This window comes from Aeromonas molluscorum, from assembly GCF_051376105.1.
Classification (GTDB): Bacteria; Pseudomonadota; Gammaproteobacteria; order Enterobacterales; family Aeromonadaceae; genus Aeromonas; species Aeromonas molluscorum.
This window is the reverse complement of the sequence record NZ_JBPQCY010000002.1, coordinates 717,123-740,605: the sequence shown is the minus strand read 5'-3', so window position 1 is coordinate 740,605 and position 23,483 is coordinate 717,123. Positions and strand designations below refer to the sequence as shown.

The 23,483-nt window shown below is 60.9% G+C and carries 20 protein-coding genes and 9 tRNA genes; 12 read left to right on the top strand and 17 right to left on the bottom strand.

Annotated features, from left to right (window positions below; genetic code table 11):
- Nucleotide 1: 1 nt before the first annotated feature.
- From ACSMDR_RS14065 to ACSMDR_RS14055, 3 genes are read right to left on the bottom strand one after another with little or no spacing between them, the layout of a single operon-like run.
- Nucleotides 2-1,474 carry an N-acetylmuramoyl-L-alanine amidase gene (locus ACSMDR_RS14065; protein ID WP_436468648.1) on the bottom strand — a complete coding sequence of 491 codons (1,473 nt, stop codon included), beginning with the start codon at nt 1,472-1,474 and terminating at the stop codon, nt 2-4.
- Nucleotides 1,465-1,938, bottom strand: coding sequence for a tRNA (adenosine(37)-N6)-threonylcarbamoyltransferase complex ATPase subunit type 1 TsaE (gene tsaE / locus ACSMDR_RS14060; RefSeq protein ID WP_224431174.1), 474 nt, complete (start codon nt 1,936-1,938; stop codon nt 1,465-1,467). Before tsaE ends, ACSMDR_RS14065 begins: the two co-directional genes overlap by 10 nt.
- Nucleotides 1,923-3,554, bottom strand: a complete 1,632-nt coding sequence (locus tag ACSMDR_RS14055; RefSeq protein WP_436468647.1) for an NAD(P)H-hydrate dehydratase — start codon at nt 3,552-3,554, stop codon at nt 1,923-1,925. The genes tsaE and ACSMDR_RS14055 overlap by 16 nt, the downstream gene beginning before the upstream one ends.
- Here ACSMDR_RS14055 and queG point away from each other — a divergent pair.
- Nucleotides 3,553-4,680 carry a tRNA epoxyqueuosine(34) reductase QueG gene (queG, locus tag ACSMDR_RS14050; RefSeq protein ID WP_436468646.1) on the top strand — a complete coding sequence of 376 codons (1,128 nt, stop codon included), beginning with the start codon at nt 3,553-3,555 and terminating at the stop codon, nt 4,678-4,680. The genes ACSMDR_RS14055 and queG overlap by 2 nt on opposite strands.
- A gap of 85 nt (nt 4,681-4,765) precedes the next feature.
- The gene (gene ppgK / locus ACSMDR_RS14045) at nt 4,766-5,557 is read left to right on the top strand and encodes a polyphosphate--glucose phosphotransferase (RefSeq protein WP_436468645.1); all 792 of its coding nucleotides are present in this window, start codon (nt 4,766-4,768) and stop codon (nt 5,555-5,557) included.
- 233 nt (nt 5,558-5,790) lie between these two features.
- On the opposite strand, the gene ACSMDR_RS14040 is transcribed toward ppgK, so the two are convergent.
- The 7 genes from ACSMDR_RS14040 to ACSMDR_RS14010 form a co-directional block, all read right to left on the bottom strand.
- Nucleotides 5,791-5,866 (bottom strand) — tRNA-Gly (locus ACSMDR_RS14040).
- 38 nt (nt 5,867-5,904) lie between these two features.
- Nucleotides 5,905-5,980, bottom strand: a tRNA-Gly gene (locus ACSMDR_RS14035).
- A gap of 46 nt (nt 5,981-6,026) precedes the next feature.
- Nucleotides 6,027-6,102, bottom strand: a tRNA-Gly gene (locus ACSMDR_RS14030).
- Nucleotides 6,103-6,140: 38 nt separating this feature from the next.
- Nucleotides 6,141-6,216, bottom strand: a tRNA-Gly gene (locus tag ACSMDR_RS14025).
- A 46-nt stretch (nt 6,217-6,262) separates the two neighbouring features.
- Nucleotides 6,263-6,338: transfer RNA gene (locus ACSMDR_RS14020), tRNA-Gly, on the bottom strand.
- A gap of 30 nt (nt 6,339-6,368) precedes the next feature.
- A tRNA-Gly gene (locus tag ACSMDR_RS14015) sits at nt 6,369-6,444 on the bottom strand.
- A gap of 55 nt (nt 6,445-6,499) precedes the next feature.
- A tRNA-Gly gene (locus tag ACSMDR_RS14010) sits at nt 6,500-6,575 on the bottom strand.
- Here ACSMDR_RS14010 and ACSMDR_RS14005 point away from each other — a divergent pair.
- A complete protein-coding gene (locus tag ACSMDR_RS14005) occupies nt 6,549-6,872 on the top strand; it encodes a hypothetical protein (RefSeq protein WP_436468644.1) in 324 nt (107 codons plus the stop codon). The genes ACSMDR_RS14010 and ACSMDR_RS14005 overlap by 27 nt on opposite strands.
- Here ACSMDR_RS14005 and orn read toward each other — a convergent pair.
- A complete protein-coding gene (gene orn / locus ACSMDR_RS14000; RefSeq protein WP_436468643.1) occupies nt 6,869-7,414 on the bottom strand; it encodes an oligoribonuclease in 546 nt (181 codons plus the stop codon). The two genes, ACSMDR_RS14005 and orn, sit on opposite strands and share 4 nt — an antisense overlap.
- Before the next feature lie 93 nt (nt 7,415-7,507).
- On the opposite strand from orn, the gene rsgA reads away from it, so the two are divergent.
- From rsgA to ACSMDR_RS13980, 4 genes are read left to right on the top strand one after another with little or no spacing between them, the layout of a single operon-like run.
- A complete protein-coding gene (gene rsgA, locus ACSMDR_RS13995) occupies nt 7,508-8,542 on the top strand; it encodes a small ribosomal subunit biogenesis GTPase RsgA (RefSeq protein ID WP_042040970.1) in 1,035 nt (344 codons plus the stop codon).
- Between the two features lie 42 nt (nt 8,543-8,584).
- On the top strand, nt 8,585-9,475 hold the full coding sequence (gene asd, locus ACSMDR_RS13990; protein ID WP_436468642.1) for an archaetidylserine decarboxylase: 891 nt from the start codon (nt 8,585-8,587) through the stop codon (nt 9,473-9,475).
- The gene (locus tag ACSMDR_RS13985; protein WP_436468641.1) at nt 9,472-9,768 is read left to right on the top strand and encodes a VF530 family protein; all 297 of its coding nucleotides are present in this window, start codon (nt 9,472-9,474) and stop codon (nt 9,766-9,768) included. Before asd ends, ACSMDR_RS13985 begins: the two co-directional genes overlap by 4 nt.
- Nucleotides 9,758-10,006: a DUF2960 domain-containing protein gene (locus ACSMDR_RS13980; RefSeq protein WP_042040972.1), complete on the top strand. Its 249-nt coding sequence runs from the start codon at nt 9,758-9,760 to the stop codon at nt 10,004-10,006. Before ACSMDR_RS13985 ends, ACSMDR_RS13980 begins: the two co-directional genes overlap by 11 nt.
- Nucleotides 10,007-10,126: 120 nt before the next feature.
- Here ACSMDR_RS13980 and ACSMDR_RS13975 read toward each other — a convergent pair whose 3' ends face one another.
- Nucleotides 10,127-10,621: a hypothetical protein gene (locus ACSMDR_RS13975; RefSeq protein WP_040319391.1), complete on the bottom strand. Its 495-nt coding sequence runs from the start codon at nt 10,619-10,621 to the stop codon at nt 10,127-10,129.
- A 176-nt stretch (nt 10,622-10,797) separates the two neighbouring features.
- Between ACSMDR_RS13975 and ACSMDR_RS13970 the strand changes: the two genes are divergently transcribed.
- Entirely contained in the window at nt 10,798-12,762 is a 1,965-nt protein-coding gene (locus ACSMDR_RS13970) for a putative bifunctional diguanylate cyclase/phosphodiesterase (protein WP_436468640.1), read from the top strand.
- A gap of 159 nt (nt 12,763-12,921) precedes the next feature.
- Here the strand turns inward: ACSMDR_RS13970 and rraB are convergent, their stop codons facing one another.
- Nucleotides 12,922-13,257 (bottom strand): ribonuclease E inhibitor RraB, encoded by a 336-nt coding sequence (gene rraB / locus ACSMDR_RS13965; RefSeq protein ID WP_042040974.1) that lies wholly within the window; start codon nt 13,255-13,257, stop codon nt 12,922-12,924.
- A 379-nt stretch (nt 13,258-13,636) separates the two neighbouring features.
- Between rraB and ACSMDR_RS13960 the strand changes: the two genes are divergently transcribed.
- The 3 genes from ACSMDR_RS13960 (at nt 13,637) to ACSMDR_RS13950 (ending at nt 16,259) form a co-directional block, all read left to right on the top strand.
- Entirely contained in the window at nt 13,637-15,910 is a 2,274-nt protein-coding gene (locus tag ACSMDR_RS13960) for an immune inhibitor A domain-containing protein (RefSeq protein WP_436468639.1), read from the top strand.
- Nucleotides 15,911-16,102: 192 nt separating this feature from the next.
- A tRNA-Phe gene (locus ACSMDR_RS13955) sits at nt 16,103-16,178 on the top strand.
- Between the two features lie 5 nt (nt 16,179-16,183).
- Nucleotides 16,184-16,259: transfer RNA gene (locus ACSMDR_RS13950), tRNA-Asn, on the top strand.
- An 86-nt stretch (nt 16,260-16,345) separates the two neighbouring features.
- Here ACSMDR_RS13950 and ACSMDR_RS13945 read toward each other — a convergent pair.
- The 4 genes from ACSMDR_RS13945 to betI all read right to left on the bottom strand — a co-directional run bounded on the left by ACSMDR_RS13945 (nt 16,346) and on the right by betI (nt 21,557).
- Complete coding sequence (locus ACSMDR_RS13945) at nt 16,346-17,563, bottom strand: BCCT family transporter (RefSeq protein WP_436468638.1); 1,218 nt, start codon at nt 17,561-17,563, stop codon at nt 16,346-16,348.
- A gap of 249 nt (nt 17,564-17,812) precedes the next feature.
- On the bottom strand, nt 17,813-19,492 hold the full coding sequence (gene betA / locus ACSMDR_RS13940) for a choline dehydrogenase (protein WP_436468637.1): 1,680 nt from the start codon (nt 19,490-19,492) through the stop codon (nt 17,813-17,815).
- Nucleotides 19,493-19,501: 9 nt separating this feature from the next.
- Nucleotides 19,502-20,965 (bottom strand): betaine-aldehyde dehydrogenase, encoded by a 1,464-nt coding sequence (gene betB, locus ACSMDR_RS13935; RefSeq protein WP_436468636.1) that lies wholly within the window; start codon nt 20,963-20,965, stop codon nt 19,502-19,504.
- A 4-nt stretch (nt 20,966-20,969) separates the two neighbouring features.
- Complete coding sequence (betI, locus tag ACSMDR_RS13930; RefSeq protein ID WP_041992730.1) at nt 20,970-21,557, bottom strand: transcriptional regulator BetI; 588 nt, start codon at nt 21,555-21,557, stop codon at nt 20,970-20,972.
- A 627-nt stretch (nt 21,558-22,184) separates the two neighbouring features.
- On the opposite strand from betI, the gene ACSMDR_RS13925 reads away from it, so the two are divergent.
- On the top strand, nt 22,185-23,459 hold the full coding sequence (locus ACSMDR_RS13925) for an alpha/beta fold hydrolase (protein WP_436468635.1): 1,275 nt from the start codon (nt 22,185-22,187) through the stop codon (nt 23,457-23,459).
- Nucleotides 23,460-23,483: the final 24 nt, after the last annotated feature.

Here is a 23,483-nt window from a genome sequence, read left to right as displayed (position 1 = left end):
CTTATCCTTTGGGTATGTAGAGCACCTGCCCAATCTGGATCTCGTTGGATTTCAGATTGTTATATTGAGCAAGTCGGGACATGGACATGCCGTGGCGCTCGGCAAGACGAGACAGGCTCTCGCCGCGCGTCACCACGTGCCTGATGCTGCGCTGCTTGTCTATGGTGTTGGGGCTGCCGTTGCCAGAGAGGCTGGTCATCGGTTTGATGACCCCCGCCCCTGAGGCGCTGACTACCCCGACCACGGGGGCACCACTGCGGGCCGACTGGCTGGCGGGGGCCACCTGACTGACCGGCTGCTGCACGGTACGGGTCGGCGAGCTGCTCACCTTGCCGGCCATGATGGGGCCCTTGATCGGGTGTGCACGGTAATAGTTGCGAACGCCCTGGAAGATGGCCTGAGCCAGTTTGTTCTGATAGGCGGCACTGGCCAGCAGTTTCTCCTCGTCGTGGTTGGAGATAAACCCGGTCTCCACCAGCACCGAAGGGATGTCAGGCGCCTTGAGTACCGCCAGACTGGCGTGCTCGGGGGCTGACTTGTGCAAGCGGGCGACCCGTCCCATCTCTTTCAAAATTTGGCGGCTGACGTCATAGCCCTCGGCGCGGGACTTGTCCATGGAGAGATCCAGGAAGGTGCGCGCCAGATAGGGGTTGGGGTCAGACTCGGCAATGACCTTGCCCACCCCCCCGAGCAGTTCGCCCTGCTTCTCCTGCTTCTCCAACCAGCTGCCCATCTCCCGGTTGGCACGGTTGGTCGAAAGCACCCACACAGACGCGCCGCGCGGACGCGAGTTGTGGAAACTGTCCGCGTGCACCGAGACCAGCAGATCGGCCTTGGAGCGGCGGGCAATCTCGGAGCGCTTGTTGAGATCGACGAAGTAGTCGCCGTTGCGGGTCATCACCGCCTGCATGCCGGGCTCACGATTGATGAGTGCGGCCAGCTTCTGGGAAACCGCCAGGGTCACTCGCTTCTCGTAGGTGCGACGCGGGCCGATGGAGCCGGGGTCCTCACCGCCGTGACCGGGATCGATGGCGATAATGACTTTGCTGCCTGGGGTCGCGGGCGGCGGCGTGGCGTGGCGGGCCGAACTCTCCTCATAGGGGAGATCGATCACCAGCCGGTGACCATAGGGACCAGCCGGCGCCAATGGAAACACCACCGGCTTGATGGCCGACTTGAGATCCAGCACCAGACGCAGGCCACCTTTGTCTACCGGCGTGCTCTCGCGGATCTTGCGTACCAGCTCGCTCTTGTTCTCGACTCGGGCCAGATTGGCGCCATTGCTGGCCCCCTTGAGGTCGATGACCAGCCGGTCCGGTCCGGTCAGGATGAAATAGTTGAACTGGGGCGAACTGGAGAGATCCAGCACCACCCGAGTGTTATCGGGCGAGGGCCAGATCCGCACACTCTTGAGCTGATTGGCCCAGGCAGGCAGGGCCAGCAGAATAAAAAACAGAGAAATTATCAGACGCACTTGGGTTGCAACCGTTCCAGAATGGCTTCGCCGATCGCAGTGCGGGCCACCAGCAAGGCCTCGCGCTGCATGTCTACATATGTCAGGGTAATCTCGAGATCCGGGGCGGCCAGCCAGCCTTCCCCCTTCTCAGGCCACTCGACCAGACAGAGGGTGTTGGGGCCGAAATAGTCACGGATCCCCATGAACTCCAACTCCTCGGGATCTGCCAATCGATACAAATCAAAGTGATAGACCTGCCAGGCCCCAAGCTCATAGGGCTCGACCAGTGTATAGGTCGGACTCTTTACCTTGCCTGAATGACCGAGTCCCTGGATCCAGCCACGGGTGAGCGTCGTCTTGCCCGCCCCCAGGGTGCCGTGCATAAAGACTGTGGTCGCGACTTGGCTGGCGCGCGCCAACTGACCACCCAGATTTACGGTTGCTGCCTCATCCGGCAACGCTATCATCAACTGTTTTGCCATCGTCTTCTTAACTTGTCAGGAGTGTCGGGATTGGCCAGAAGGCGGATCCATGGCAACAGGTCAGATGCCAGCATGCCTCTCTCCCCTTCTGTCGCCGCCAGATCGGCGGCCTCCCCATGGATCACTGCACCCAGGCAGGTCGCATCACGCGCCCCTAGCCCCTGGGCCAAAAGGGCAGCGATGATACCAGATAACAGGTCACCCATGCCGCCACTGGCCATGCCGGGATTTCCCTCCTGGCAGAGCCAGATCTGTTTGCCATCAGTGATGAGCGTACCCGCCCCTTTGAGCAGTACAACGCCGCCATAACGGCCTTGTATTGCACGCAGGGCGGCGAAGCGATCGGCTTCCACCTCGGCCGTACGGCATCCCAACAGGCGGGCTGCCTCGGCGGGATGGGGCGTGAGCACCCAATTATCCTGATGGCGGGGCTGTTGCGCCAGCCAATTCAACCCATCTGCATCCAATACCAGAGGCAACCTCTGGCACAGAGCCTGATCAAACAAGGTCTTGCCCCACTCATCCAGGCCCAATCCCGGCCCAAGCACCCGTACCGATTCCCGGGGGGTTACACCGGCCACCGGGGAGTTGTCTCCAGACTGGCCCGCGGTAGCCGATGACGCTGTGACCAGACACTCCCGTCCCAATGCCATGATCTCGGGTTGGGTCAGGCTCGCGGAGGCATTGCCCGGATGCTGGCACACCTTGACCAGCCCGGCCCCCGTGCGCAGGCAGGCCATGGCCGCCAGCAATATGGCGCCCGCCATGCCCTGATTGCCGCCGATCAGCAGCACTCGACCCTGCTGTCCCTTGTGGGCGCTGCGCACCCGCGGACCGAGCAAATGGGCCAGCGCGGGATAGTCGATGCGCAGAGCGGAAGGGGCTTGCCAATGGCCAAGATCCAGGCCAAGGGAGGCCACATCCAGCTCACCGCACCAGCTGGGGCCCTGACCGGTAAGCAGCCCCTGCTTGAGCCCGACCAGACAGAGAGTACGGGTCGCCCGCACCGGATCGCCCATGATATGGCCGGTGTCGGCATCCAGCCCTGAGGGCAAATCCACGGCGAGCAGCGGAGCGGGCAAGCGATTGATGGTTGCGACAATCTTTGTCATGGCCGCCGTGAGTGGCAGGTGGGTGCCGCTGCCAAGCAGGGCATCTATCAGTAGATCAGGCAGAGTCTCCGACTCGGCAAGGGTCTGATGCACATCATCAAAGAGTTCTATCTGACCGCCCGCCGCCAGGAAGGCGGCTGCGGCCTGATGGGCATCGTCCTTGAGCTGCGCCGGGGCTCGCGCGGCTATGACTCTGACCCTGAAACCGGCAGCCTGGGCCAACCTGGCCAACACGTAGCCATCGCCACCATTGTTGCCGGGGCCGGTGAACACCCACCAATGGTGGGCATCTGGCCAATGTTGCCTGGCATAATCAAGCAGAGCCGCACCGGCACGCTCCATCAACTCATAAAGCGGCATCCCCGCAGCAGCTGCCAACTCGGCCTCGGCCCGACGGATCTGCTCGCTACGCCATAGCAGGCCAGGCAGGCTCGGGGCAGGACTGCTCGGTTCGCTGCGGACCTGTGGTAAACTGCCCTCTCCTCCCCTGTTGATCTGCATCATGACGGCTCCCGATTTCGACAAACTGGCCCACGATATCAAGCTCTGGGCACGCGAGCTAGGATTTGACCAGGCTGGCATCACGGACACTGACCTAAGCCTGGAAGAGCCCAGGTTGCAGGCCTGGCTCGATGCCGGCTACCACGGCTCCATGGACTACATGGCCCGCCATGGCATGATGCGCGCCCGTCCCCATGAACTGCTGCCGGGCACCCTGCGAGTGCTGTCGGTGCGGATGAACTATCTCCCCTTCGAGGCAGGATTCGCCGCTACCCTGCGCGATCCCAGCCTGGGTTACATCAGTCGTTATGCCCTGGGCCGCGACTATCACAAGCTGCTGCGCGCCCGTCTCAAACAGCTCGGCGAACGAATTGAAGCGCGCTGCGACGCGCTGGGCTGGCGTCCCTTCGTCGACTCGGCCCCCGTGCTGGAGCGGCCTCTGGCTGCCAAAGCCGGGCTTGGCTGGGTTGGCAAACACTCACTTTTGCTCAATGAGTCCGCTGGTTCCTTCTTCTTCCTCGGTGAACTGCTGCTGAGCTTGCCGCTACCTTTGGACAAGCCGGTGGAGAAAGAGCTGTGCGGCAAGTGCGTGGCCTGCATCAACATCTGCCCGACCGGCGCCATCGTCGCGCCCTATGTGGTGGATGGTCGGCGCTGCATCTCCTATCTCACCATAGAGAGCGATGACCCCATCCCTGTCGAGCTCAGACCCCTGCTCGGCAACCGCATCTATGGCTGCGATGACTGTCAGCTCATCTGCCCCTGGAATCGTTATGCCGATGCCAGCCCCGAGCCTGACTTTCGCCCACGCGCCAATCTTCACAGCCCAAAATTGCTGGATCTCTGGTGCTGGTCCGAGCCTGAGTTTCTCAAGAGCACCGAAGGGAGTCCCATTCGCCGCATCGGTTATCAACGCTGGCGCCGCAACCTGGCGGTGGCGCTGGGCAATGGCCCGGCCGACGAGGGGGTGCTGGATGCGCTGAAAGCCGCCCTGCCAACTGCCGAGCCCATGGTGGCCGAACACATCAGTTGGGCCCTGGCGAGCCTGACCGCCCGTCAGCAGGGTGAGAACCGCAAGACCAAGCTGCTCATCCGCTGCATCGAAAAGGGCCTGCCTGATCACGCTTGAGCAGCAGGCCCCTTGCTGTTTCCGCATACATTTCCCATGCTTTAGCGCCACTTGTGTGGCGCCATCATCATAAGGATCAGACCAGATGCAGATATTGGGTGTGGACATAGGCGGCTCGGGCATCAAGGGGGCCCTGGTCGATACAAAGAGTGGCGAACTCATCGGCGAACGCCATCGTATCCCGACCCCGCAGCCGGCCACCCCGGCCGCCATCGCCCATGCCCTCAAGCAATTGGTCGAACACTTCCAGTGGCAGGGGCCCATCGGCTGCGGTTTTCCCGCCACCATACACCACGGGATCGCCAAGAATGCCTCCAACATCGACAAGAGCTGGATAGAAACGGATGCCGCCAGGCTGTTTTCTGAAGTCACAGGCCAGCCCTGCTTCGTGCTCAACGACGCCGATGCAGCGGGTCTTGCCGAGATGCGATTTGGCGCCGGTCAACGTCATGATGGCGTCGTCATCCTGATCACCGTCGGTACCGGCATAGGCACCGCCCTGTTCGTGGAGGGTCATCTGTTGCCCAATACCGAACTGGGTCACCTGATGCTGGAGGGCATGATAGCCGAGCACTACTGCTCGGATGCGGCGCGCAAGCGGGAGGATCTCTCCTGGGGCAAGTGGGGCAAGCGTTTTAATCAGTACCTGGCCCGGCTCGAGTTCCTCTTCTCGCCGGATCTCTTCATCCTGGGCGGAGGCACTGCCGCCAAACTCGACAAGTTCGTCGACAGGATAGCCAGCCGGGCTCCGCTCATCGCCGCCGCCAGCCTCAACCAGGCAGGCATCATCGGCGCCGCGCTCTATGGTGCCGAACAGGCTCGCCTGCAGCAGGCAAACAGGCAGAAACGGGGCGCGGCCGCCAAGCAGACTCACTGACCCCAAGGATCGCGGCCGCGTCGAGGAAAGTGGCCGCTTACCTCCCCATGCCTCCCACGTTGACACCGCCTGACCATGCTGATGCCAATAGGGATGGCATCAGCAAACCTGCGCGGCAGAGGCGCTGACCGGAGCTAGGTTGGCGAACGTCAGGATCGGAAAATCGCAGCCTGGTGGCTGTGTCAGGTATTAAATCAGGTGAGGGACATCAAGAGACAACACGATGAAGAGATTGGAGCGGGAAACGAGACTCGAACTCGCGACCCCGACCTTGGCAAGGTCGTGCTCTACCAACTGAGCTATTCCCGCAACAGGTACTGCTGGTATGACTGCTGTTCACGGATGCTTGGAGCGGGAAACGAGACTCGAACTCGCGACCCCGACCTTGGCAAGGTCGTGCTCTACCAACTGAGCTATTCCCGCATCGATTCGACTGGCGTCGACGCATCTGCAAAACACTATTTTCTTTTGGAGCGGGAAACGAGACTCGAACTCGCGACCCCGACCTTGGCAAGGTCGTGCTCTACCAACTGAGCTATTCCCGCAACAGGTACTGCTGGTATGACTGCTGTTCACGGATGCTTGGAGCGGGAAACGAGACTCGAACTCGCGACCCCGACCTTGGCAAGGTCGTGCTCTACCAACTGAGCTATTCCCGCATCGATTCGACTGGTGTCGACGCATCTGCAAAACACTATTTTCTTTTGGAGCGGGAAACGAGACTCGAACTCGCGACCCCGACCTTGGCAAGGTCGTGCTCTACCAACTGAGCTATTCCCGCAACAGGTACTGCTGACGATATGCATATGCTTGGAGCGGGAAACGAGACTCGAACTCGCGACCCCGACCTTGGCAAGGTCGTGCTCTACCAACTGAGCTATTCCCGCATCATCTCGACCTAAGCCGATGCATCTGCCTATCTTTTGCCTTTTTAATCGATGTTGGAGCGGGAAACGAGACTCGAACTCGCGACCCCGACCTTGGCAAGGTCGTGCTCTACCAACTGAGCTATTCCCGCAAAACCATCAATAAAAAAATCGTGCAGAATTTGGTTGCTTGCGCTACTACACGGGAGCCGAATTATAAGAGCAGAGTGATCAATTGCAAGGGCTTTTTTGCCAAGCAGAGTCTGTTCGCTCAAAAGCTGGCCGAACTGTCGATTTTCCCAACCGATGACGTCATCTATGCTCTGCGTTGTCATCGAAATGCCCAGCCCTCGCAGAGATTGATACCTGCTTCTGACAAGGGCACATCAGGCAAGACTGGCCCTTGTCAGTATCATGAATCCCCCATGGCGCAGCCGGCGACGCTTTAAATCTTGAAGACGTGGCCGCGGTAGAATTGCAACTCGGCAATGGATTCGCGAATGTCATCCAGCGCCTGGTGGGAGCCACTCTTCTTGAATTGATCCAGCAACTCTGGCTGCCAGCGGCGTACCAGCTCCTTGATGGTGCTGACATCGACGTTGCGATAGTGGAAGAAGGCTTCCAGCTCGCTCATGTGCTTGACCATGAAGCGGCGATCCTGACCAATGCTGTTGCCGCACAAGGGGCTGGTGCGCTCCGGCACCCATTGACGGATGAAATCGAGGGTTTCGCGCACGGCGCGCGCCTCGTCGTACTCGCTGGCCTGTACCCGAGCCACCAGACCGGAACCTGTATGGGTACGCACATTCCACTCATCCATCTTGGCCAACTCCGCCTCGCTCTGATGAATGGCCAGTACCGGGCCCTCGGCCAGCACATTCAGATCCTTGTCGGTGATGATGGTGGCTATCTCGATAACCACATTCAATTCGGGGTCCAGCCCCGTCATCTCCATGTCGATCCATACCAGGTTCTGCGCGCTGACAGTCATGCTTGTTCTCTCTCTATTGGGAGGAATGGCGGAACTTTGCCAATTTGCATGTATCATACTGGCTTTGGATCTGTTCATAAACTGGCGAATCGAGTGGCAAAGAAAGCAAAACTCAATCTGGGTCAACAAAGGCGCGTCCAGGTCAACCGCGACAAGCGGCTGCAAAAAGAGCACAACAACCAGGTCGATGACACCCTGTTCGGCCCGGCTATCGAAGGCATGGTGATCAGCCGTTTCGGCCAGCATGCGGACGTGGAAGCGAGTGATGGCAGCATCCACCGCAGCAACCTGCGCCGCAGCAGCATCACCAGCCTGGTATGCGGCGATCGTGTGGTATGGCGTCCGGGCCTCAACGAGGCGACTCCGGGCGTGATAGAGGCGGTACATCCCCGCCACTCGGTGCTGACCCGCCCCGATTTCTATGACGGCGTCAAACCCATCGCCGCCAACATAGACCAGATCATCATCGTCTCGGCGGTGATGCCCGAGTTCTCGACCAACATCGTCGACCGTTATCTGGTAGCCGCCGAAGATGTCGAGATCCAGCCGCTCATCGTGCTGAACAAGGTCGACATGCTCGATGACGCCGCTCGCGTGCGCATCGATGGCCAACTGAGCGCCTACCGCAAACTCGGCTATCAGGTGATCCTGGTCAGTTGCGAGAGCGGTGAAGGGCTCGAGGAGCTCAAGGCCCAGTTCAACGGCAAGATCAGCATCTTCGTCGGCCAGTCCGGGGTAGGAAAATCCTCCCTGGCCAATGCCCTGATGCCCGGCCTGGGTGTCTTGACCGGCGAGATCTCCGAAAACTCGGGGCTCGGCCAGCACACCACCACCACGGCGAGACTCTATCACTTCCCGAGTGGCGGCGATCTCATCGACTCCCCGGGGATCCGTGAGTTCGCCCTCTGGCACCTGGAAGCCGATCGCATCACCTGGTGCTTCGTCGAGTTCCGCGACTACCTGGGGGGCTGCAAGTTTCGCGACTGCACCCACAAGGAGGATCCCGGTTGCGCCCTGCGCACCGCGGTCGAGCGGGGCGACATCAGCGCGGATCGCTTCTACAACTATCACCGCATCCTGGAAACCATGCAGGAAGCCCGCCATGGCCGGCAACAAGCCCGGCTGTGACCCACTCAACCCCTCTTTCTATTAAAAGAGCAGATGAACATCATGAGCATTACTGACAACCTGAAGATTGCCGGTCAATACTGTCTGCCCAAGCATGCCCTCTCTCGCTTGCTCGGCAAGCTGGCTGCCGCCGAGGCGGGCAACCTCACCACCAAGGTGATCGAGGCCTTTATCAAGCAGTACCAGGTCGACATGAGCGAAGCGCTCCATGAAGAGCCCGCGTTCTACAAGAGCTTCAACCACTTCTTTACCCGCGAGCTCAAGCCGGGGATCCGTCCCCTGGTTGACGATCCCATGACCCTGGCCCTGCCGGTAGATGGTACCGTCAGCCAGCTCGGCCCCATTAACCAAGGCCGCATCATCCAGGCCAAGGGCCACGACTACAGTGCCCGCGAGCTGCTGGGTGGTTATGAGGATCTGGTTGCCCCCTTCAAGGATGGTGACTTTGCCACCATCTATCTGGCCCCCAAGGACTATCACCGCATTCACATGCCCCTGGATGGCGTATTGGAGAGCATGGTGTTCGTGCCCGGCGACCTCTTCTCGGTCAACCCGCTGACCGCCGAAAACGTGCCGAATCTGTTTGCCCGCAATGAACGGGTGGTCGCCACCTTCCGCACCGCCCATGGCCCCATGGCCCTGGTGCTGGTCGGCGCCACTATCGTCGCCAGCATCGAGACCATCTGGGCTGGCAACATTGCGCCAGCTAAGCAGAAAGGACCGACCAAACAGAAAGAAGTGGTGCGTTGGGACTACGCCGGCGATGAGGCCATCACCCTGCAAAAAGGGGCGGAAATGGGGTTGTTCAAGCTCGGCAGCACAGTGGTCTGTCTGTTTGGCCCCGGCATGCTGGCCAGCTTCGATGCGCCGCTGGCGCCCGGTGTCACTACCCGCATGGGTCAGCCCTTTGCCACCCTGGCGAGCGACGCATGAGCGAACCGACCGATAACCCCCAGTCCGACCCGGTTGCGGCCGACAAGGCCCAGCCCAGGAATCCACTCCATGGCCTGACCCTCGAGGCCATCGTCACCGAACTGGTCGCCTACTATGGCTGGGAGCAGCTCGGAGAACAGATTAACATCCGCTGCTTTACCGACGATCCCAGCATCAAGTCCAGTCTGAAGTTTTTGCGCAAGACCCCCTGGGCCCGGGAGAAGGTCGAGAGCCTCTATCTGTACGTCCAGCGCAAGCAGTCCAAAAAGAAGGAAGGCCCCCATGGCGTTTAAAATTACCTACACATACAAGAGTCAGGCCAAGGAAATCGGCTATTCCAACGACAAATTCCGCAGCATCTATGATGCCATCGCGGCCGCCGAAGGGCTCGACCTCAAGGCATTCCACGCCATGGAGGCCCAGTTGGCTCAGGTGTGCCGCCGTGACAAGAAGAGCGTGAAGGATTATCAGGAGAATCACTTCAAGGAGCTGGGTTTCTCCGCCATCACCATCTTCCGCGACGAAGAGTGAGCATGGCGACAATAAAAAACCGGGCCTTGGCCCGGTTTTTTATTGCTGCGTTTTTCATGCCTGCCTGTTTGATGACTCGGCCAGGCAGCCACGCAAGGGCCGGGTCGTTCAGACCCCCTCTTAATTACCCAGGGTGGCGAACAGTCCCTGCTCCAGGGTACCGCGCGAGACGCAAACAGGTGTAATGGAAGGCGCGGCAACCCGCTCACCAGAACCTTCGACGAAGAACAGTTCGGTATTGCCCTTGACGTTGACGGTAGCCACGCTGTTGGTACCGCTCTGGGTGACGATCAGGTTGATCTGCAAGTTGGGGTTACCCAGTGCGACTTTGGATCCCATGGTGCCGCAATCGAGCCACTCCAGACCATCGGCCGCATTCTCGACATTGGCCGTCATCAGACCGGTGGCACGCTGGCTGGTCTCGATCTTGAGGCCGTGGTCGGCAAACCACTTCTCGGCGCGAGCCCAGACCAGATCGACCGGGATCTGCATCTCCTGGGTGTTATTGGTCGCCTTGGCGATCGGCGGGTTATAACGGTACTGCTCACCACCATTGTTGTCCGCTGCACAGCCTGCCAGCAGCAGCGCCAGGGCGCTCCCCATTATCTTTTTCATCTGTCTCTTCTCGTCTCATCATGAGGCCATAGGCCAACCGGCGGCTATTATGGCGCCAGCGTCAACGGCTGTCAGCAGGACAATAAAGAAATGATCGAGGCCCGAGCGGGCTTTACAAAAAGAGTGTCCTATCATAGATTTGCTCGAAACTTGCCCTTTGAGCCCACCTTCACACCTTGTTCACCCCAGATCAGTTGCAAGCCATCATAGATCAACTCCCCATCAGCATTTTCTGCCGGGGTGCAGATGGCCGCTACCTGCTGGTCAATCGCCATTTTGCCCTGCACGCTGGCGCCACGCATCCGGGCGAGCTCATTGGCAAAACGGATGCGCAGCTCCCCTGGGGAGACGTATTTCACGAGGAGGACAGCCAGATCCTGGCACGGGGTGAGCCCTTGCTGCACCAGCAACAACTCTGCCTGCGTGACGATAACGAGTTCTGGATAGAGACCCACAAGGTTCCTATCTACGACGAGGAGGGAGCCCCCCTCGCGCTGTTTGGCGTCGTGAGCGAGATAGGGCAACACAAGGAGCTGGAGCAAACCTTCAAGCAGCAGCAGCTGTTGCAACGCCGCTTGCTCGACGCCATACCGGATCCTATCCGGTTCGAGGATCACGACGGCCGGGTGCTCGACTGCAACCAGGCTTTCCTCGATTTCATGGGGTTACAGGCAAACGAAGTGCTGGGCCAGAACGTCCGTCAACACCTGCCCCCCCAGATGCCCATGGGCCGCGGTGAATACTGCCTGCTCGATGCCAAGGGGCAGGGTCGCCATCTGGAGATCATCAGAGTCGAGGTGCCAGACGATAACGGCCTCTCCCTCGGGGTTCTCACCCTGAGTCGCGACATCACCGGGCTGCGCACCACCCAGGCCCAGTTGCAGCAGGAGCAGCATTACGACAGTCTCACCGGGCTGCTCAAGCTCTCCCATTTCCTGCAGACCAGCCGCCATCTCGGCGGACGCCAGGCCAGCCTGCTGCTCATCGATCTGCAGCATTTTCGCGAGATCAACGACAGATTCGGTATCCGCATCGCCGATCGCCTGCTCAGCCAGGTCGCTCAGCGCTTGCAGCGCCTCACGCCAGCCAACGCCCTGTTGTGCCGGGTCGCCGCCGATGATTTCGCCCTGTTACTGCCCGAGCTGAACCAACCCCTGGCCGAATGGAGCCAGCGCCTGCAAGGGGAGCTGATGGCACCCTATCAGGTCGAAGAGCATCGCATCCAGATCACCAGCTTCCTCGGTATCGCCCAGGGGCGAGCCAATGACGCCGAGCGTCTGCTGGGCCATGCCGAAGCAGCCCTGGCCGAAGGCAAGCGCCTGCAGCAGCACTGCACCCTGTTCGATCCCGAGCTCTACCAGCAGTTGCAGCGCCGCAAACAGCTCAGTGCCAACTTGCCCAAGGCTATCCGCTCGGCCGAACTCATTGCCGTCTACCAACCCATTATCTGCGCCCGGCAAGACAAGCTGCATGGGGCCGAACTGCTCTGCCGCTGGCCTCACCCGACTCTTGGCATGGTGGCACCGGACGAGTTCATCCCCCTGGCCGAAGAGCTGGGACTCATCGGCCGGCTCGGCGAACTGATGCTCGAGCAAGGCTGTGGCCAGCTTGCGCGCTGGCAGCAGGTGTGGCCGCACCTCATGCTGTCAGTCAATCTCTCGCCACTCCAGTTTCGCGACCCCGAACTGTGCGAGCGCATCCAGGCCTGCGCCTTGCGCCACGGCATTTCACCCACGACCCTGGAACTGGAGATCACAGAAGGGGTATTGATGGAGAACGCCGACGAAATAGAGCAGAACCTCTCCAGCCTGATCCAGGCCGGTTTCCAACTCGCCATCGATGATTTTGGTACTGGCTACTGCTCCCTGGCTTATCTGCCGCGCCTCGAAGTGGCCACCCTCAAGCTGGATCGCAGCTTCACCCGGGATCTGATCAGCAATGCCGCGACCACAGCCATAGTGCGCTCCGTCATCGGCCTGGGTCATGAACTCGGCATCCAGATCACCGCCGAAGGGGTCGAGACCCAGGAGCAGCGCCGTTGGTTGACCGAGGCGGGCTGCGATCGCCTGCAGGGCTACCTGTTCAGCCGCCCCTTGCCTCCCCAGGAGTTCGGGCGCAGCTATGGCCTGAGCGATACTTAAGCCCGAGGGCTCAACCTGCGCCTTCAGCGGCTGCAAAAAAGAGAGGCCACCCTGGGGTGGCCTCTCGCTTGTGTGTTGTGCTCCCGGCGGCCCTCCATGGCGGCGGTTTGGTCTTCCCTCACCACCCATATGGCGGCGCCGGACCCGGGAGATAGGGCATTACTCCTGGAAGTAAGTGCCCCAACCATCGTAATCCACACCGTATTTCTCGAGGATGGGACGCATCTTCTCGATATCGGCGAGAATGCGCTCCACATTCAATGCACACTCGGCAGTGGCATCGAAACAGAAGATAGTGGCACCGTCATCCAGCTCCATCTCTTCGGCATCGGTCACTTCAAAGCCAGCCTTGAACAAATCCACCGCAGCTTTCTCCAGCAGATCGAAATCCTGACAGGCGAAGTGGTGCTCTATCTCGTAGTCGAGCTCAGGGTTGCTGCCGTCGGCCAGCAGTTCGGTAACGATGGCGGTCGTTTCGTCGCGCCACTCTTGCATATCCAGACTCATGTTGCCTCCCAGGCGGTATGGTTGCGCAAAGCATACCTGTCCGGCGCGCCGTGCTCAACGAGTGTCGGTGTCCATCTTGCCCCTTGTTCAGGCTGTCGCCCCCTCCCCCAAATGGGGACATGCCCATTTTGGGGGGTAATCCGCACTATCTTCCATCCATTGTGTCATGTGCCGCAGATCTAACAGACAAGATCATTCACGTCAGAATGAACCAGAGGTCCAGCACTGCCGGTCCAGCATATCAGCACAACGGGAACGCCATGACAAAAGGGGCGACTCGGGTTATCAAGGGTCGGCAAGCCGAGCTTGCAAACGAGAGAGGAGCCCCTGCGGGCTCCTTTTTTTCACGTGATGGAGCACGTTAATAATGACTAAAAACACCATACTGAGCCTGCTGATCGGCTCGACCCTTATGATTGGAAATCAAACCAGTGCTGCCCCTGCCCATGGCCCTTTCGATGCCCCTCTGGCCGATGAGGCCAAGGTGCTGGATATGCTCAGGAAGAGTGGCAAGATAGCCACTCTGGCGTCACCCGAAATGGAGCAGGCCGCCCTGGCCCGCTTCTACCGCCAGAAGTCCCGCGCCCATCAGAGCCATGGGGCTCTGGCGGTGCAGGAGGGAAAAGTGCGCGAGCGCATCCTCAAGAAGATCCGCTTGAACGGCACAGCCCGCCCCGGTGATCGCATCCCCACCCTGTTGCTCAAATCCATCGAGAAGGAGACCTACCACGGCACCATGCGGCAGGACAAGATCCTCGCCATTCTGGTCGACTTTCCCGATTACCCGAAAAACAGTGTGCGTCCCGAGCTCACCAGGATGTACTACCCGGACTATACCCCGGCGCACTACAACGACCTGCTGTTCTCCGCCAAGGGTTACCAGGGCCCGAATGGCGAGACATTCATCTCTATGCGCCAGTTCTACGAGCAGCAGTCTGGCCAGAGCTACAGCGTGCGTGGCCAGGTCGCGGGCTGGTACACCGCCAGCAAGAATGCCGCCGATTATGGCAATAACCAGAACGAAACGGCGGTGCGCGACCTGGTGAAAGAGGCGCTGATCCAGGTAGCCAACGACCCCAGCATCGATCTCGCCGAGTTTGATCAGGAGGATCGCTACGACCTGAACGGCAACGGCAATCGTAACGAGCCCGATGGGCTGATCGACCACCTGATGATCTTCCATGCCAGTGTGGGGGAAGAGGCCGGGGGCGGCGATCTGGGCGAGAATGCCATCTGGGCCCATCGCTGGAATCTGGGCAACCCCTACCCCATTCCCGGCACCAGCAGCCCGGTCGGCAACTTCAACGGCCAATACGCCGCCTACGACTACACCATACAGCCCATCGATGCGGCGGCCGGGGTTTGCGCCCACGAATATGGTCACGATCTCGGCCTGCCGGACGAATACGATACCAAATACAGTGGCAAGGGAGAGCCCGTCGCCACCTGGTCCATCATGTCCTCCGGCTCCTGGGCTGGCGTGATTGGCGGTACCGAACCGACCGGTTTCTCCGCCTGGGCCAAGGAGTTCCTGCAAGCCTCCCTCGGCGGCAGCTGGCTGCACGGCAGCAACGTGCATGTCGATGACCTCAGCCGACGCGGCAATGTCTATATGCTGGACCAGGCCAATGACAAGGGGCGCAACGATGATGTGGTGCGCATCAACCTGCCCGCCAAGCAGGTGCCCCTCAATCCCCCCTACGCCGGCCAGTTTGAATACCATGGCGGCAAGGGGAACGATCTGGACAACCGCATGGTTCTCAACCTGGACTTGACCGGCAAGCAGAGCGCCAGCCTGGGCTTCAAGGCCTGGTATCAGATAGAAGATGGCTTCGACTATGCCCGGGTATTGGTCAATGGCCAGCCTATCTCCGGCAACCTGACCACCTCGGACGATCCGAACGGCATCGGCTTTGGTATCGGCATCACCGGCAACTCGGGGGGCTGGGTCGATGCCGACTTCGACTTGAGCCCCTGGGCCGGTCAGCAGATCCAGCTCAGCTTGCAGTATCTGAGCGATGGTGGCGTGGCCGAGCAGGGCCTGTTCGTGGACGAGATCCTGCTCATCGCCGATGGCGAGACCCTGGTCAGCGATGGGGCCGAGACAGACTCGGCCTTCGACTTGGCAGGCTTCGTTCAGAGCAACGGCAATGAGGCCAAGGATCACTACTACCTGGCCGAGTGGCGCAGCCACGCGGGTGTCGACCAGGGACTGGCTCACATCAATGTCTCGGATCAGCTGATGCGCTACGAGCCGGGTCTGCTGCTCTGGTATGTGGACAACAGTCAGAGCAACAACTGGGTCGGCCAACACCCCGGGGAGGGTTTCCTCGGGGTGGTGGATGCGGATCAGCGCCCCCTCACGTGGAGCGATGGTGCCCTGGCCAGCACCCGCTACCAGATCCACGATGCGACCTTCAGCCTGGGTATGGCCAAGCCGCTCATCCTCAATCATCCGAGCGGATCCTTCCTGCAGGATCTCTGGATAGCGCCCAAGCGCATCTTCAAGGACAGCCACAGCTATCAGCACGATGCCATACCGGATGCGGGCATGCGCCTGCCCCAGTACGGCCTCAAGATAGCGGTCACCGGTCAGGCCCGGGACATGAGCACAGGCAGGATCATCGTCAGCAAACCGTAGTATCAGTGTCAATCAAGGCCCCTGCAGGGGCCTTTTTGCTGCCCGGCAATCGCGCTAAAGAGCCCTGCTCTCCCTTGGCCACTGGACTCTTGGCGAGGAAAACAGCGGATTGTGCAGATGTCGAGCGAACGGCGAATTTATCCGGCCCCCAGGTTGACAGTGCCATCTCAAAAGGGTTTAATGCGCGCCGTTGCCCAGATAGCTCAGTCGGTAGAGCAGGGGATTGAAAATCCCCGTGTCGGCGGTTCGATTCCGTCTCTGGGCACCAACAATTCCTCCTTAGTTCAGTCGGTAGAACGGCGGACTGTTAATCCGTATGTCGCTGGTTCAAGTCCAGCAGGAGGAGCCAAATTTCACAAAAAGCCCGCTCAATGAGCGGGCTTTTTGTTTTGTCATGGTCAAAGGCCAACGGGTAACGCCCCTGCGGGCGCCACCTCACCCCGCCAGCTCTATCTTGCCGTAATCGAGGCGATTCTCCTTGGGTGCTCCCTCTATGCTGCGCACCTCGTTGAACCTGTAGCTGAGGATGTAGCCGAAGCAGGCGAAGAAGAGCCCTATCACCAGGGCGCCGACCCACTGGATCTCGAGAAAGTCGAGCTGGAACAGCAGGGTCAGACCGGCCAGCACCAGCAGATTGAATCCGAAGTAGCGCCACTTGCCGAGCCGTTCGGTCGTCAGCCCCAGGTTGTCGGTGTAAAGGCGGATCAGGGAGTCGAGGGAGTTGATCACCATGGTGATCCCCACGGCGACCATGGCCCAGTTGAAGAAGCCGGCGGTCGACAGTCCCTGCTCGTGGTAGTAGTAGAGCACGGCGAACCAGACGGCGATGGCCAGGGAAGGGAACACCAGCATGGCCCCCAGCAGCTGCCAGGTGCGCAGGCCGCCGACGAAACGGGCGGTGAACTGGCCGATCATGATGCTCCAGGAGAACCACCAGTAGAGATAGAAGGCGTGGTAATCATTGAGGGGCAGCACGAAGCGCTCTATGTGACCAAAGTAGCCCCCCACCAGCGCCAGGGTGGCGACGAAGTCTGCGGGGCTGCCCGCCGGGGTGAGGAAGGCGGCGCCCCACATCAGGGCGATCAGGGCGATGAAGCAGGTCGTGGTGCCCAGACTTAGGATCCTGACAAACTTCAGACTGGTGCTCGAATAGATGGAGAGCCCTATCACCACCAGCACGAGCAGGTAAAAACTCGCCACCAGGCTCTCGCCGTCCCCTATCTGGGGCAGGTACCAGGGCAGGTTGCTCAGCAACAGATAGGCGGTGAAGGCGCAGGTGCCGATGATCACCAGGTTGTTGAGAAACTTCACCGGCGCCAGCTCGAAGAACTTCACTCTGGGCTCTATCACGCAGAAATAGAAGCAGGTCAGGAAGTAGAAGCCCCAGATGAGAAAACCCCAGTAGCCGAACTCGATGGCGAGCGGATTGGTGAAGCCGTATTCCGGGCTCCCCTGAAGATCGGCATAACCGGCAAATTCGGTGAGCGGGAACATGATCAGACCCACGTCCAGCCCTGAGGTGAACAGGATGGCGATGAAGGTGAAGGTGCGCACCGGCGTGGTGCCGATGCAGCGGATATTGCCCCAGCGATAGAGGACAAACGCGATGGCGGCAAAGGTAAAGAGTATTCCCGCACTGAGCCAGGCCGTCATGACTGACCTCCCGCGATATCCATTTCGTGACCAAACATAGCTGCTCCTTGTCATTGCATTGTGATGTTCAAGGTGGGCAGTTCGGCTTCCTGCGGCCATGGCTTCCCCCACCCCACGGCGGCGGGGGAAGAGATGGACGCGGGATCAGGACTTAACTATCGCCAGCGCACAGAGGGCCCGGTGATAGGTAAAGACTGACGAACTGCCGCGATAGGTGCTCTCTGCACCCAGTGTCGTTGTCGTGAACCCTCAGGCCAGGGCGCGTACCGGCGCCCGGGGGCGCTGCTTCTCCTGCCAGTATTCGGCCAGCCCCACCTCGGCTGGAAGTGCCGCGAGCGGCGTCTTGCCGAGGATCAGGTCGGCGGCGCGCTCGGCCACCATCAGGGTGGGGGCATTGAGGTTGCCGTTGGGGATGGTCGGAAAGATGGAGGAGTCCACCACCCGCAACCCTTGCAGACCATGGACCCGGGTCTGGGGATCCACCACCGCCAGGGCGTCCGTCCCCATCTTGCAGGAGCAGGAGGGGTGGTAGGCGCTCTCCACGGCACTGCGCACGAAGGCATCTATCTGCTCGTCGCTTTGTACCGAGGCCCCCGGCTGTATCTCCTCTCCCCGGTAGGCATCCAACGCGGGCTGGCCGATGATCTCCCGGGTCAGGCGCACGCAGGCGCGAAACCCTTCGACGTCATCGGGATGGGAGAGATAGTTGAAGCGGATGGCGGGAGCCTCGCGGGGATCCGCCGAGCGCACCGTCACCTGGCCGCGACTGCGGGGCTTGTTGTGGCCGATATGCACCTGGAAGCCGTGACCCGCAAACGCCTCCCTGCCGTCATAGCGCATGGCGGCGGGCAGGAAGTGGTATTGCAGATCCGGCCAGGGCACCCCGGCCTTGGAGCGAATGAAGCCGCAGGACTCGAAGTGATTGGTCGCCCCCAGGCCATCCTTGCGCAGCAGCCAGCGGCTGCCGATGAGGAACTTGTCCCACAGCCCCAGCTTGCCGTTGAGGGTGATGGGCTGCTGGCAGCGAAACTGGAAGTAGAACTCCAGATGATCCTGCAGGTTTTCCCCCACCCCGGGCAGAGGATGCAGCACCCCTATGCCAGCTTGCTTCAGGGTATCGGGGTTGCCGATGCCGGAGAGTTGCAGCAGATGGGGGGAGCCTATGGGTCCGGCACTCAGGATCACCTCCTTGTCGGCCCTCACCTCCTCCATCTTGCCTGCGCGCTCGAAGCGCACCCCGACCGCCCGCTTGCCCTCCAGCAACACCTTGTGGACCAGGGCGCCGGTTTGCACACTGAGGTTTGCCCTGGCCATGGCGGGCCTCAGATAGGCGTTGGCACTGGAGCTGCGCACCCCTTGCTTCACCGTCATGTGCATGGGGCCGAACCCCTCCTGCTGGCGGCCGTTGTAATCGGCCGTGGCGTCATAGCCCGCCTCCACACCGGCGTCGACGAAGGCCTGGTAGAGGGGGTTTTGCATCTGGTTGCCGTTGTTGACCCCAAGGGACCCTTCGCCGCCACGATACTCGTCCCCACCGAAGGCCCACTGCTCGGCCCGCTTGAAGTAGGGCAGGCAGTGTGCATAGTCCCAGCCCTCGGCCCCCGCCTGCTGCCACTCGTCAAAGTCCCCGGCGTGGCCGCGCACATAGACCATGCCGTTGATGGAAGACGATCCCCCCAGCACCTTGCCCCGGGGGCAGTGCATGCTCCGCCCGTCCAGATGGGGCTCGGGCTCGGTCTCGAACTGCCAGGCGTACTTTTTGGTGTTCATGGGGATGGAGAGGGCGGTCGGCATCTGGATGAAGATGCTCCTGTCGCTGCCCCCTGTCTCCAGCAGCAGCACCCTGTAGCGGCCATCCTCGCTCAGGCGGTTGGCCAGCACGCACCCGGCGCTGCCCGCCCCCACTATGATGTAATCGAATCGCTTCATGGCGCCTCCTTAGAACGGGCTCTGCATGGCTTGCATGCCGACATAGACGGATTTGAGCTGGGTGTAGTGCTGCAGGGTCGCCAGACCGTTCTCCCGCCCTATGCCGGACTGCTTGAAGCCGCCCACCGGCATCTCGGCCGGGGAGGCGCCATAGCTGTTGATCCAGCAGATCCCGGCCTGCAACTGATGCACCACCCGGTGGGCGCGGCGAATGTCCCGGGTAAACACCCCGGCCGCCAACCCCAGGGCCGTGTCATTGGCCCGTCGCACCACTTCTTCCTCCTGCTCGAAGCTGAGCACCGACATCACGGGGCCGAAGATCTCTTCCCGGCAGATCCGCATCTCGTCCCGGCACTCGCTGAAGATGGTGGGGGCGACGAAGAAGCCATTGGGCGCCATGGCGGGGCGCAGCGCCTCCCCGCCGCAGCGCAGGGTGGCCCCCTCCTCCTGGCCGATGCGGATGTAGTCGAGCACCTTGCGCTGATGTTCGCGGGAGATGAGGGCGCCGAAGTTGGTGGCCGGATCCATGGGGTCCCCGACTCGGATATTGTCCCGGGTGCGGGCCAGCAGGCGCGCCATGAAGGCGGGGTAGATCCCCTGCTGCACGTAGACGCGGGTGCCATGGGTACACACCTCCCCCTGGGTGTAGAAGTTCGCCACCATGGCGGCGCTGACCGCCTCTTCCAGATCCGCATCGTCGAAGATGATGAGGGGGGACTTGCCCCCCAGCTCCATGGTCACCCCCTTGAGGGTGTCGGCGGCGGCGCGCATCACCTTCTTGCCGGTACCCACCTCGCCGGTGAAGGAGACCTTGGCCACCTCGGGCGCCTGGCTCAGCCAGGCCCCGATCCGGCCATCCCCCTGCACCACGTTGAAGACCCCGGCAGGCATGCCGGCCTCGATGAAGATCTCCGCCAGCTTGAGGGCGCCAAGGGGCGTCTCTTCCGAGGGTTTGAAGATCATGCTGTTGCCGCAGGCCAGCGCCGGGGCCGCCTTCCAGCAGGCGATCTGCAGCGGATAGTTCCAGGCGCCGATCCCGGCGCAGATGCCGAGGGGCTCGCGGCGGCTGTAGTAAAAATCGGCCCCCAGCTGCTGCTGGTTACCCTCGATGGCGGCGGCCAGACCGGCGAAGAACTCTATGCTGTCGGCCCCCGTCACCACGTCCACCACGGAGGCCTCCTGCCAGGGCTTGCCGGTGTCGGCCACCTCGATGGCGGCCAGAGCATCGTTGCGCTCGCGCAGCAAGGCCACGGCCCGCAGCAGGATCCGGCTACGCTCGACTCCGCTCATGGCGGACCAGAGCGCAAAACCCTGCTGGGCACTCGCGATGGCCGCAGTCTGCACGGCTTCATCGGCCACCTCGACCTCGTAGATGACGGCGCCGGTGGCCGGATTGATCACCTCGAAGCTCTCGCCAGAGGCATTGGCCAGGTAACGGCCGTCGACAAAATTCTGATAACGGGTCAAAGACATGAATTCACTCCGCTGGGGTCAGTCGTTGCAGGATAAAAAGTTTGCACAGCCGCTCGGCACGGCTGAAGTCGGGTTCAGGGCTGGGGCTCAGGGCGCTGCGCAGCCAGAAGCCATCTATCATGGCGGCGCTCTGCTGGGCTGCGGCCAGAGCCTGCTGGCGCGGCAGGCTGGCGCCGAAGGAGCAGGCCAGATTGCTCAGCAGCCGCCGCTGGTTGATCCGCTGCAAGCGGGCCAGAGCGGGCTCATGGCTGGCCTGAGCCCAGAAGGCAAGCCAGGTGCGCGCCACGGCACGGGAGCACTGCAAGGGGGTGAAATTGGCTTCCACGACTGCCATCAGCCTCGCCCGAGGCGACATGCCGGGGCGCAGCCGCTGCCGCAGCGCCGCTCCCAGGGCCGAGAGCAGCTCCCGCACCACCGCCTCGATCAGCGCCTGCTTGCCGCCGAAGTAGTGGCTGATGATGCCGGACGACATGCCGGCCTGGGCGCTGATGCGATTGAGGGTGGTGTGCTGCAAACCGAACTCGGCCACCGAAGAGATGGTGGCCTGGATCAGTTGCTGACGACGCTTTTCCGAGACTCCGACAATGGGCATTTTTTTGTTAATTGATTGTTCAATGAAGCCACACCCTAAACGTTAGATACGAAACGATCAACCCACTAAATCCATAAAAATAGCGCTAACAAAAACACAATAAAATAAATAAACACATTAAAAACAAGAATTTGAAATACACCCAACACCACATTGTTTAATTTAGATATCTAATCATTTAATCTTGAATATGTTATCGAGATGCACCAGTTGGCCGGAGAAGATAGGCGAGTGAGAGGCTCCTTGGCCCCCCCAACAACAGACGCCATCAGCCCCTTGTTCTGGGGATTGCAAAGACGGCAAGGGAAGGCGCCATAGCACCCGTTTATGAGTGCGGCGGACTACAGGGATATAGCTTCAATAGAATCTTTATATGAATAGATCAGGCACCAAATATAGAGCCCCTTCGTGAAGGCCGTGGATACGAGGCAGCAAGGCTCAATAAGATCTTTTTGATGAAGACTGTGAGCACGCGAAAGCACCAGGATCCCGACTTCCCCCTTCGCAACCCAAAGGGGACGACACAAATCACCAAAGTTGCCACCAGTGCCATAACCGGCGTGACCAGATCCTGCGCCATGGTTATGATGTGGGTCCCCCTGTTGCCTCGTTTCGGGAGTACGCCAGATGAATCGCCCCTTGAGTTATGTGCTGGATGGCATCCAGTGTGAGCCCCGCCTGTTCACAGTGCCACTCGACCACCAACAGGAGGATGGCCGTGAGCTCACTCTGTTTGCCCGTACTCTCTGTCGTAAGGACAAGCTGGATGCAGACTTGCCCTGGCTGCTCTACCTGCAAGGGGGCCCAGGCTTTGGCGCGCCCCGCCCCACCAATCAGAGCGGCTGGCTCAAGCGCGCCCTGCAAGAGTTTCGCGTCGTGCTGCTCGATCAGCGTGGCACTGGTCACTCCACCCCGGTCAGCGCCGAGGCCCTGACGCATCTAAACCCCGCTGAGCAGACCGACTATTTGAGCCATTTTCGCGCCGACAGCATAGTGCGCGATGCCGAACTCATCCGCGCCCAGCTCTCGCCAAACCGTCCCTGGAGCCTGCTCGGCCAGAGCTTTGGCGGCTTCTGCTGCCTCAGCTATCTCTCCTTGTTCCCCCAGGCCCTGCACGAGGTCTATATCACTGGTGGCATTCCCCCTGTTGGCCGCAGTGCCGATGAGGTCTATCGCGCCACCTACCAGCGTGTTGCCGACAAGAATCGCGCCTTCTTCAGCCGTTTTCCCCATGCCCAGGCACTGGTCAATCGCCTCGCCCAGCACCTGCATCAACATGAGGTGCGCCTGCCCAACGGCCAGCGTCTGACGGTAGAGCAGTTGCAGCAGCAAGGGCTGGACTTGGGGGCCACAGGCGCCTTCGAAGGCCTCTATTTCCTGCTGGAGGATGCCTTTATCGGCGAGCGCATCAATCCCGCCTTCCTCTACCAAATCCAGGCCATGCAGCCGTTCAACGCCCACCCCATCTTCGCCATATTGCACGAGGCCATCTATGCCGAGGGGCAGGCGAGCAATTGGGCCGCAGACCGGGTCCGGGCCGAGTATCCCGAGCTAAACTGGGCGCCGGGCCAGGACTTCGTCTTCACCGGCGAGATGGTCTACCCCTGGATGTTCGAGCAGTTCCGCGAGCTTGTCCCGCTAAAAGAGGCCGCCCATCTGCTGGCCAAGAAGGCGGACTGGGGCCCCCTCTATGACCCGGCACAACTGGCCCGCAACCCAGTGCCGGTCGCCTGCGCCGTCTATGCCGATGACATGTATGTGGAGTTCGATTTTTGCCGCGAGACCCTCAAGGGGCTGGGCAGCAGCCGCGCCTGGATAACCAACGAATACGAACATAACGGCCTGCGCGCCGATGGCGAATATATCCTGGACAGGCTCATCAGGTTGAACCGGGATCGCTAACGCCGACGCCATTAAGCCAGGCAG

What these genes read in the sequence shown, in the direction of transcription:
- ACSMDR_RS13945 (WP_436468638.1), bottom strand. Translation starts at nt 17,563, where the DNA reads ATGACGGCCTGGCTCAGTGCGGGAATACTCTTTACCTTTGCCGCCATC.
- betA (WP_436468637.1), bottom strand. Translation starts at nt 19,492, where the DNA reads ATGAAGCGATTCGATTACATCATAGTGGGGGCGGGCAGCGCCGGGTGC.
- ACSMDR_RS13985 (WP_436468641.1), top strand. Translation starts at nt 9,472, where the DNA reads ATGAGCGAACCGACCGATAACCCCCAGTCCGACCCGGTTGCGGCCGAC.
- asd (WP_436468642.1), top strand. Translation starts at nt 8,585, where the DNA reads ATGAGCATTACTGACAACCTGAAGATTGCCGGTCAATACTGTCTGCCC.
- queG (WP_436468646.1), top strand. Translation starts at nt 3,553, where the DNA reads ATGACGGCTCCCGATTTCGACAAACTGGCCCACGATATCAAGCTCTGG.
- ACSMDR_RS13980 (WP_042040972.1), top strand. Translation starts at nt 9,758, where the DNA reads ATGGCGTTTAAAATTACCTACACATACAAGAGTCAGGCCAAGGAAATC.
- tsaE (WP_224431174.1), bottom strand. Translation starts at nt 1,938, where the DNA reads ATGGCAAAACAGTTGATGATAGCGTTGCCGGATGAGGCAGCAACCGTA.
- ACSMDR_RS13925 (WP_436468635.1), top strand. Translation starts at nt 22,185, where the DNA reads ATGAATCGCCCCTTGAGTTATGTGCTGGATGGCATCCAGTGTGAGCCC.
- ppgK (WP_436468645.1), top strand. Translation starts at nt 4,766, where the DNA reads ATGCAGATATTGGGTGTGGACATAGGCGGCTCGGGCATCAAGGGGGCC.
- ACSMDR_RS14055 (WP_436468647.1), bottom strand. Translation starts at nt 3,554, where the DNA reads ATGATGCAGATCAACAGGGGAGGAGAGGGCAGTTTACCACAGGTCCGC.
- ACSMDR_RS13975 (WP_040319391.1), bottom strand. Translation starts at nt 10,621, where the DNA reads ATGAAAAAGATAATGGGGAGCGCCCTGGCGCTGCTGCTGGCAGGCTGT.
- ACSMDR_RS13960 (WP_436468639.1), top strand. Translation starts at nt 13,637, where the DNA reads ATGACTAAAAACACCATACTGAGCCTGCTGATCGGCTCGACCCTTATG.
- rraB (WP_042040974.1), bottom strand. Translation starts at nt 13,257, where the DNA reads ATGCAAGAGTGGCGCGACGAAACGACCGCCATCGTTACCGAACTGCTG.
- orn (WP_436468643.1), bottom strand. Translation starts at nt 7,414, where the DNA reads ATGACTGTCAGCGCGCAGAACCTGGTATGGATCGACATGGAGATGACG.
- betB (WP_436468636.1), bottom strand. Translation starts at nt 20,965, where the DNA reads ATGTCTTTGACCCGTTATCAGAATTTTGTCGACGGCCGTTACCTGGCC.
- betI (WP_041992730.1), bottom strand. Translation starts at nt 21,557, where the DNA reads ATGCCCATTGTCGGAGTCTCGGAAAAGCGTCGTCAGCAACTGATCCAG.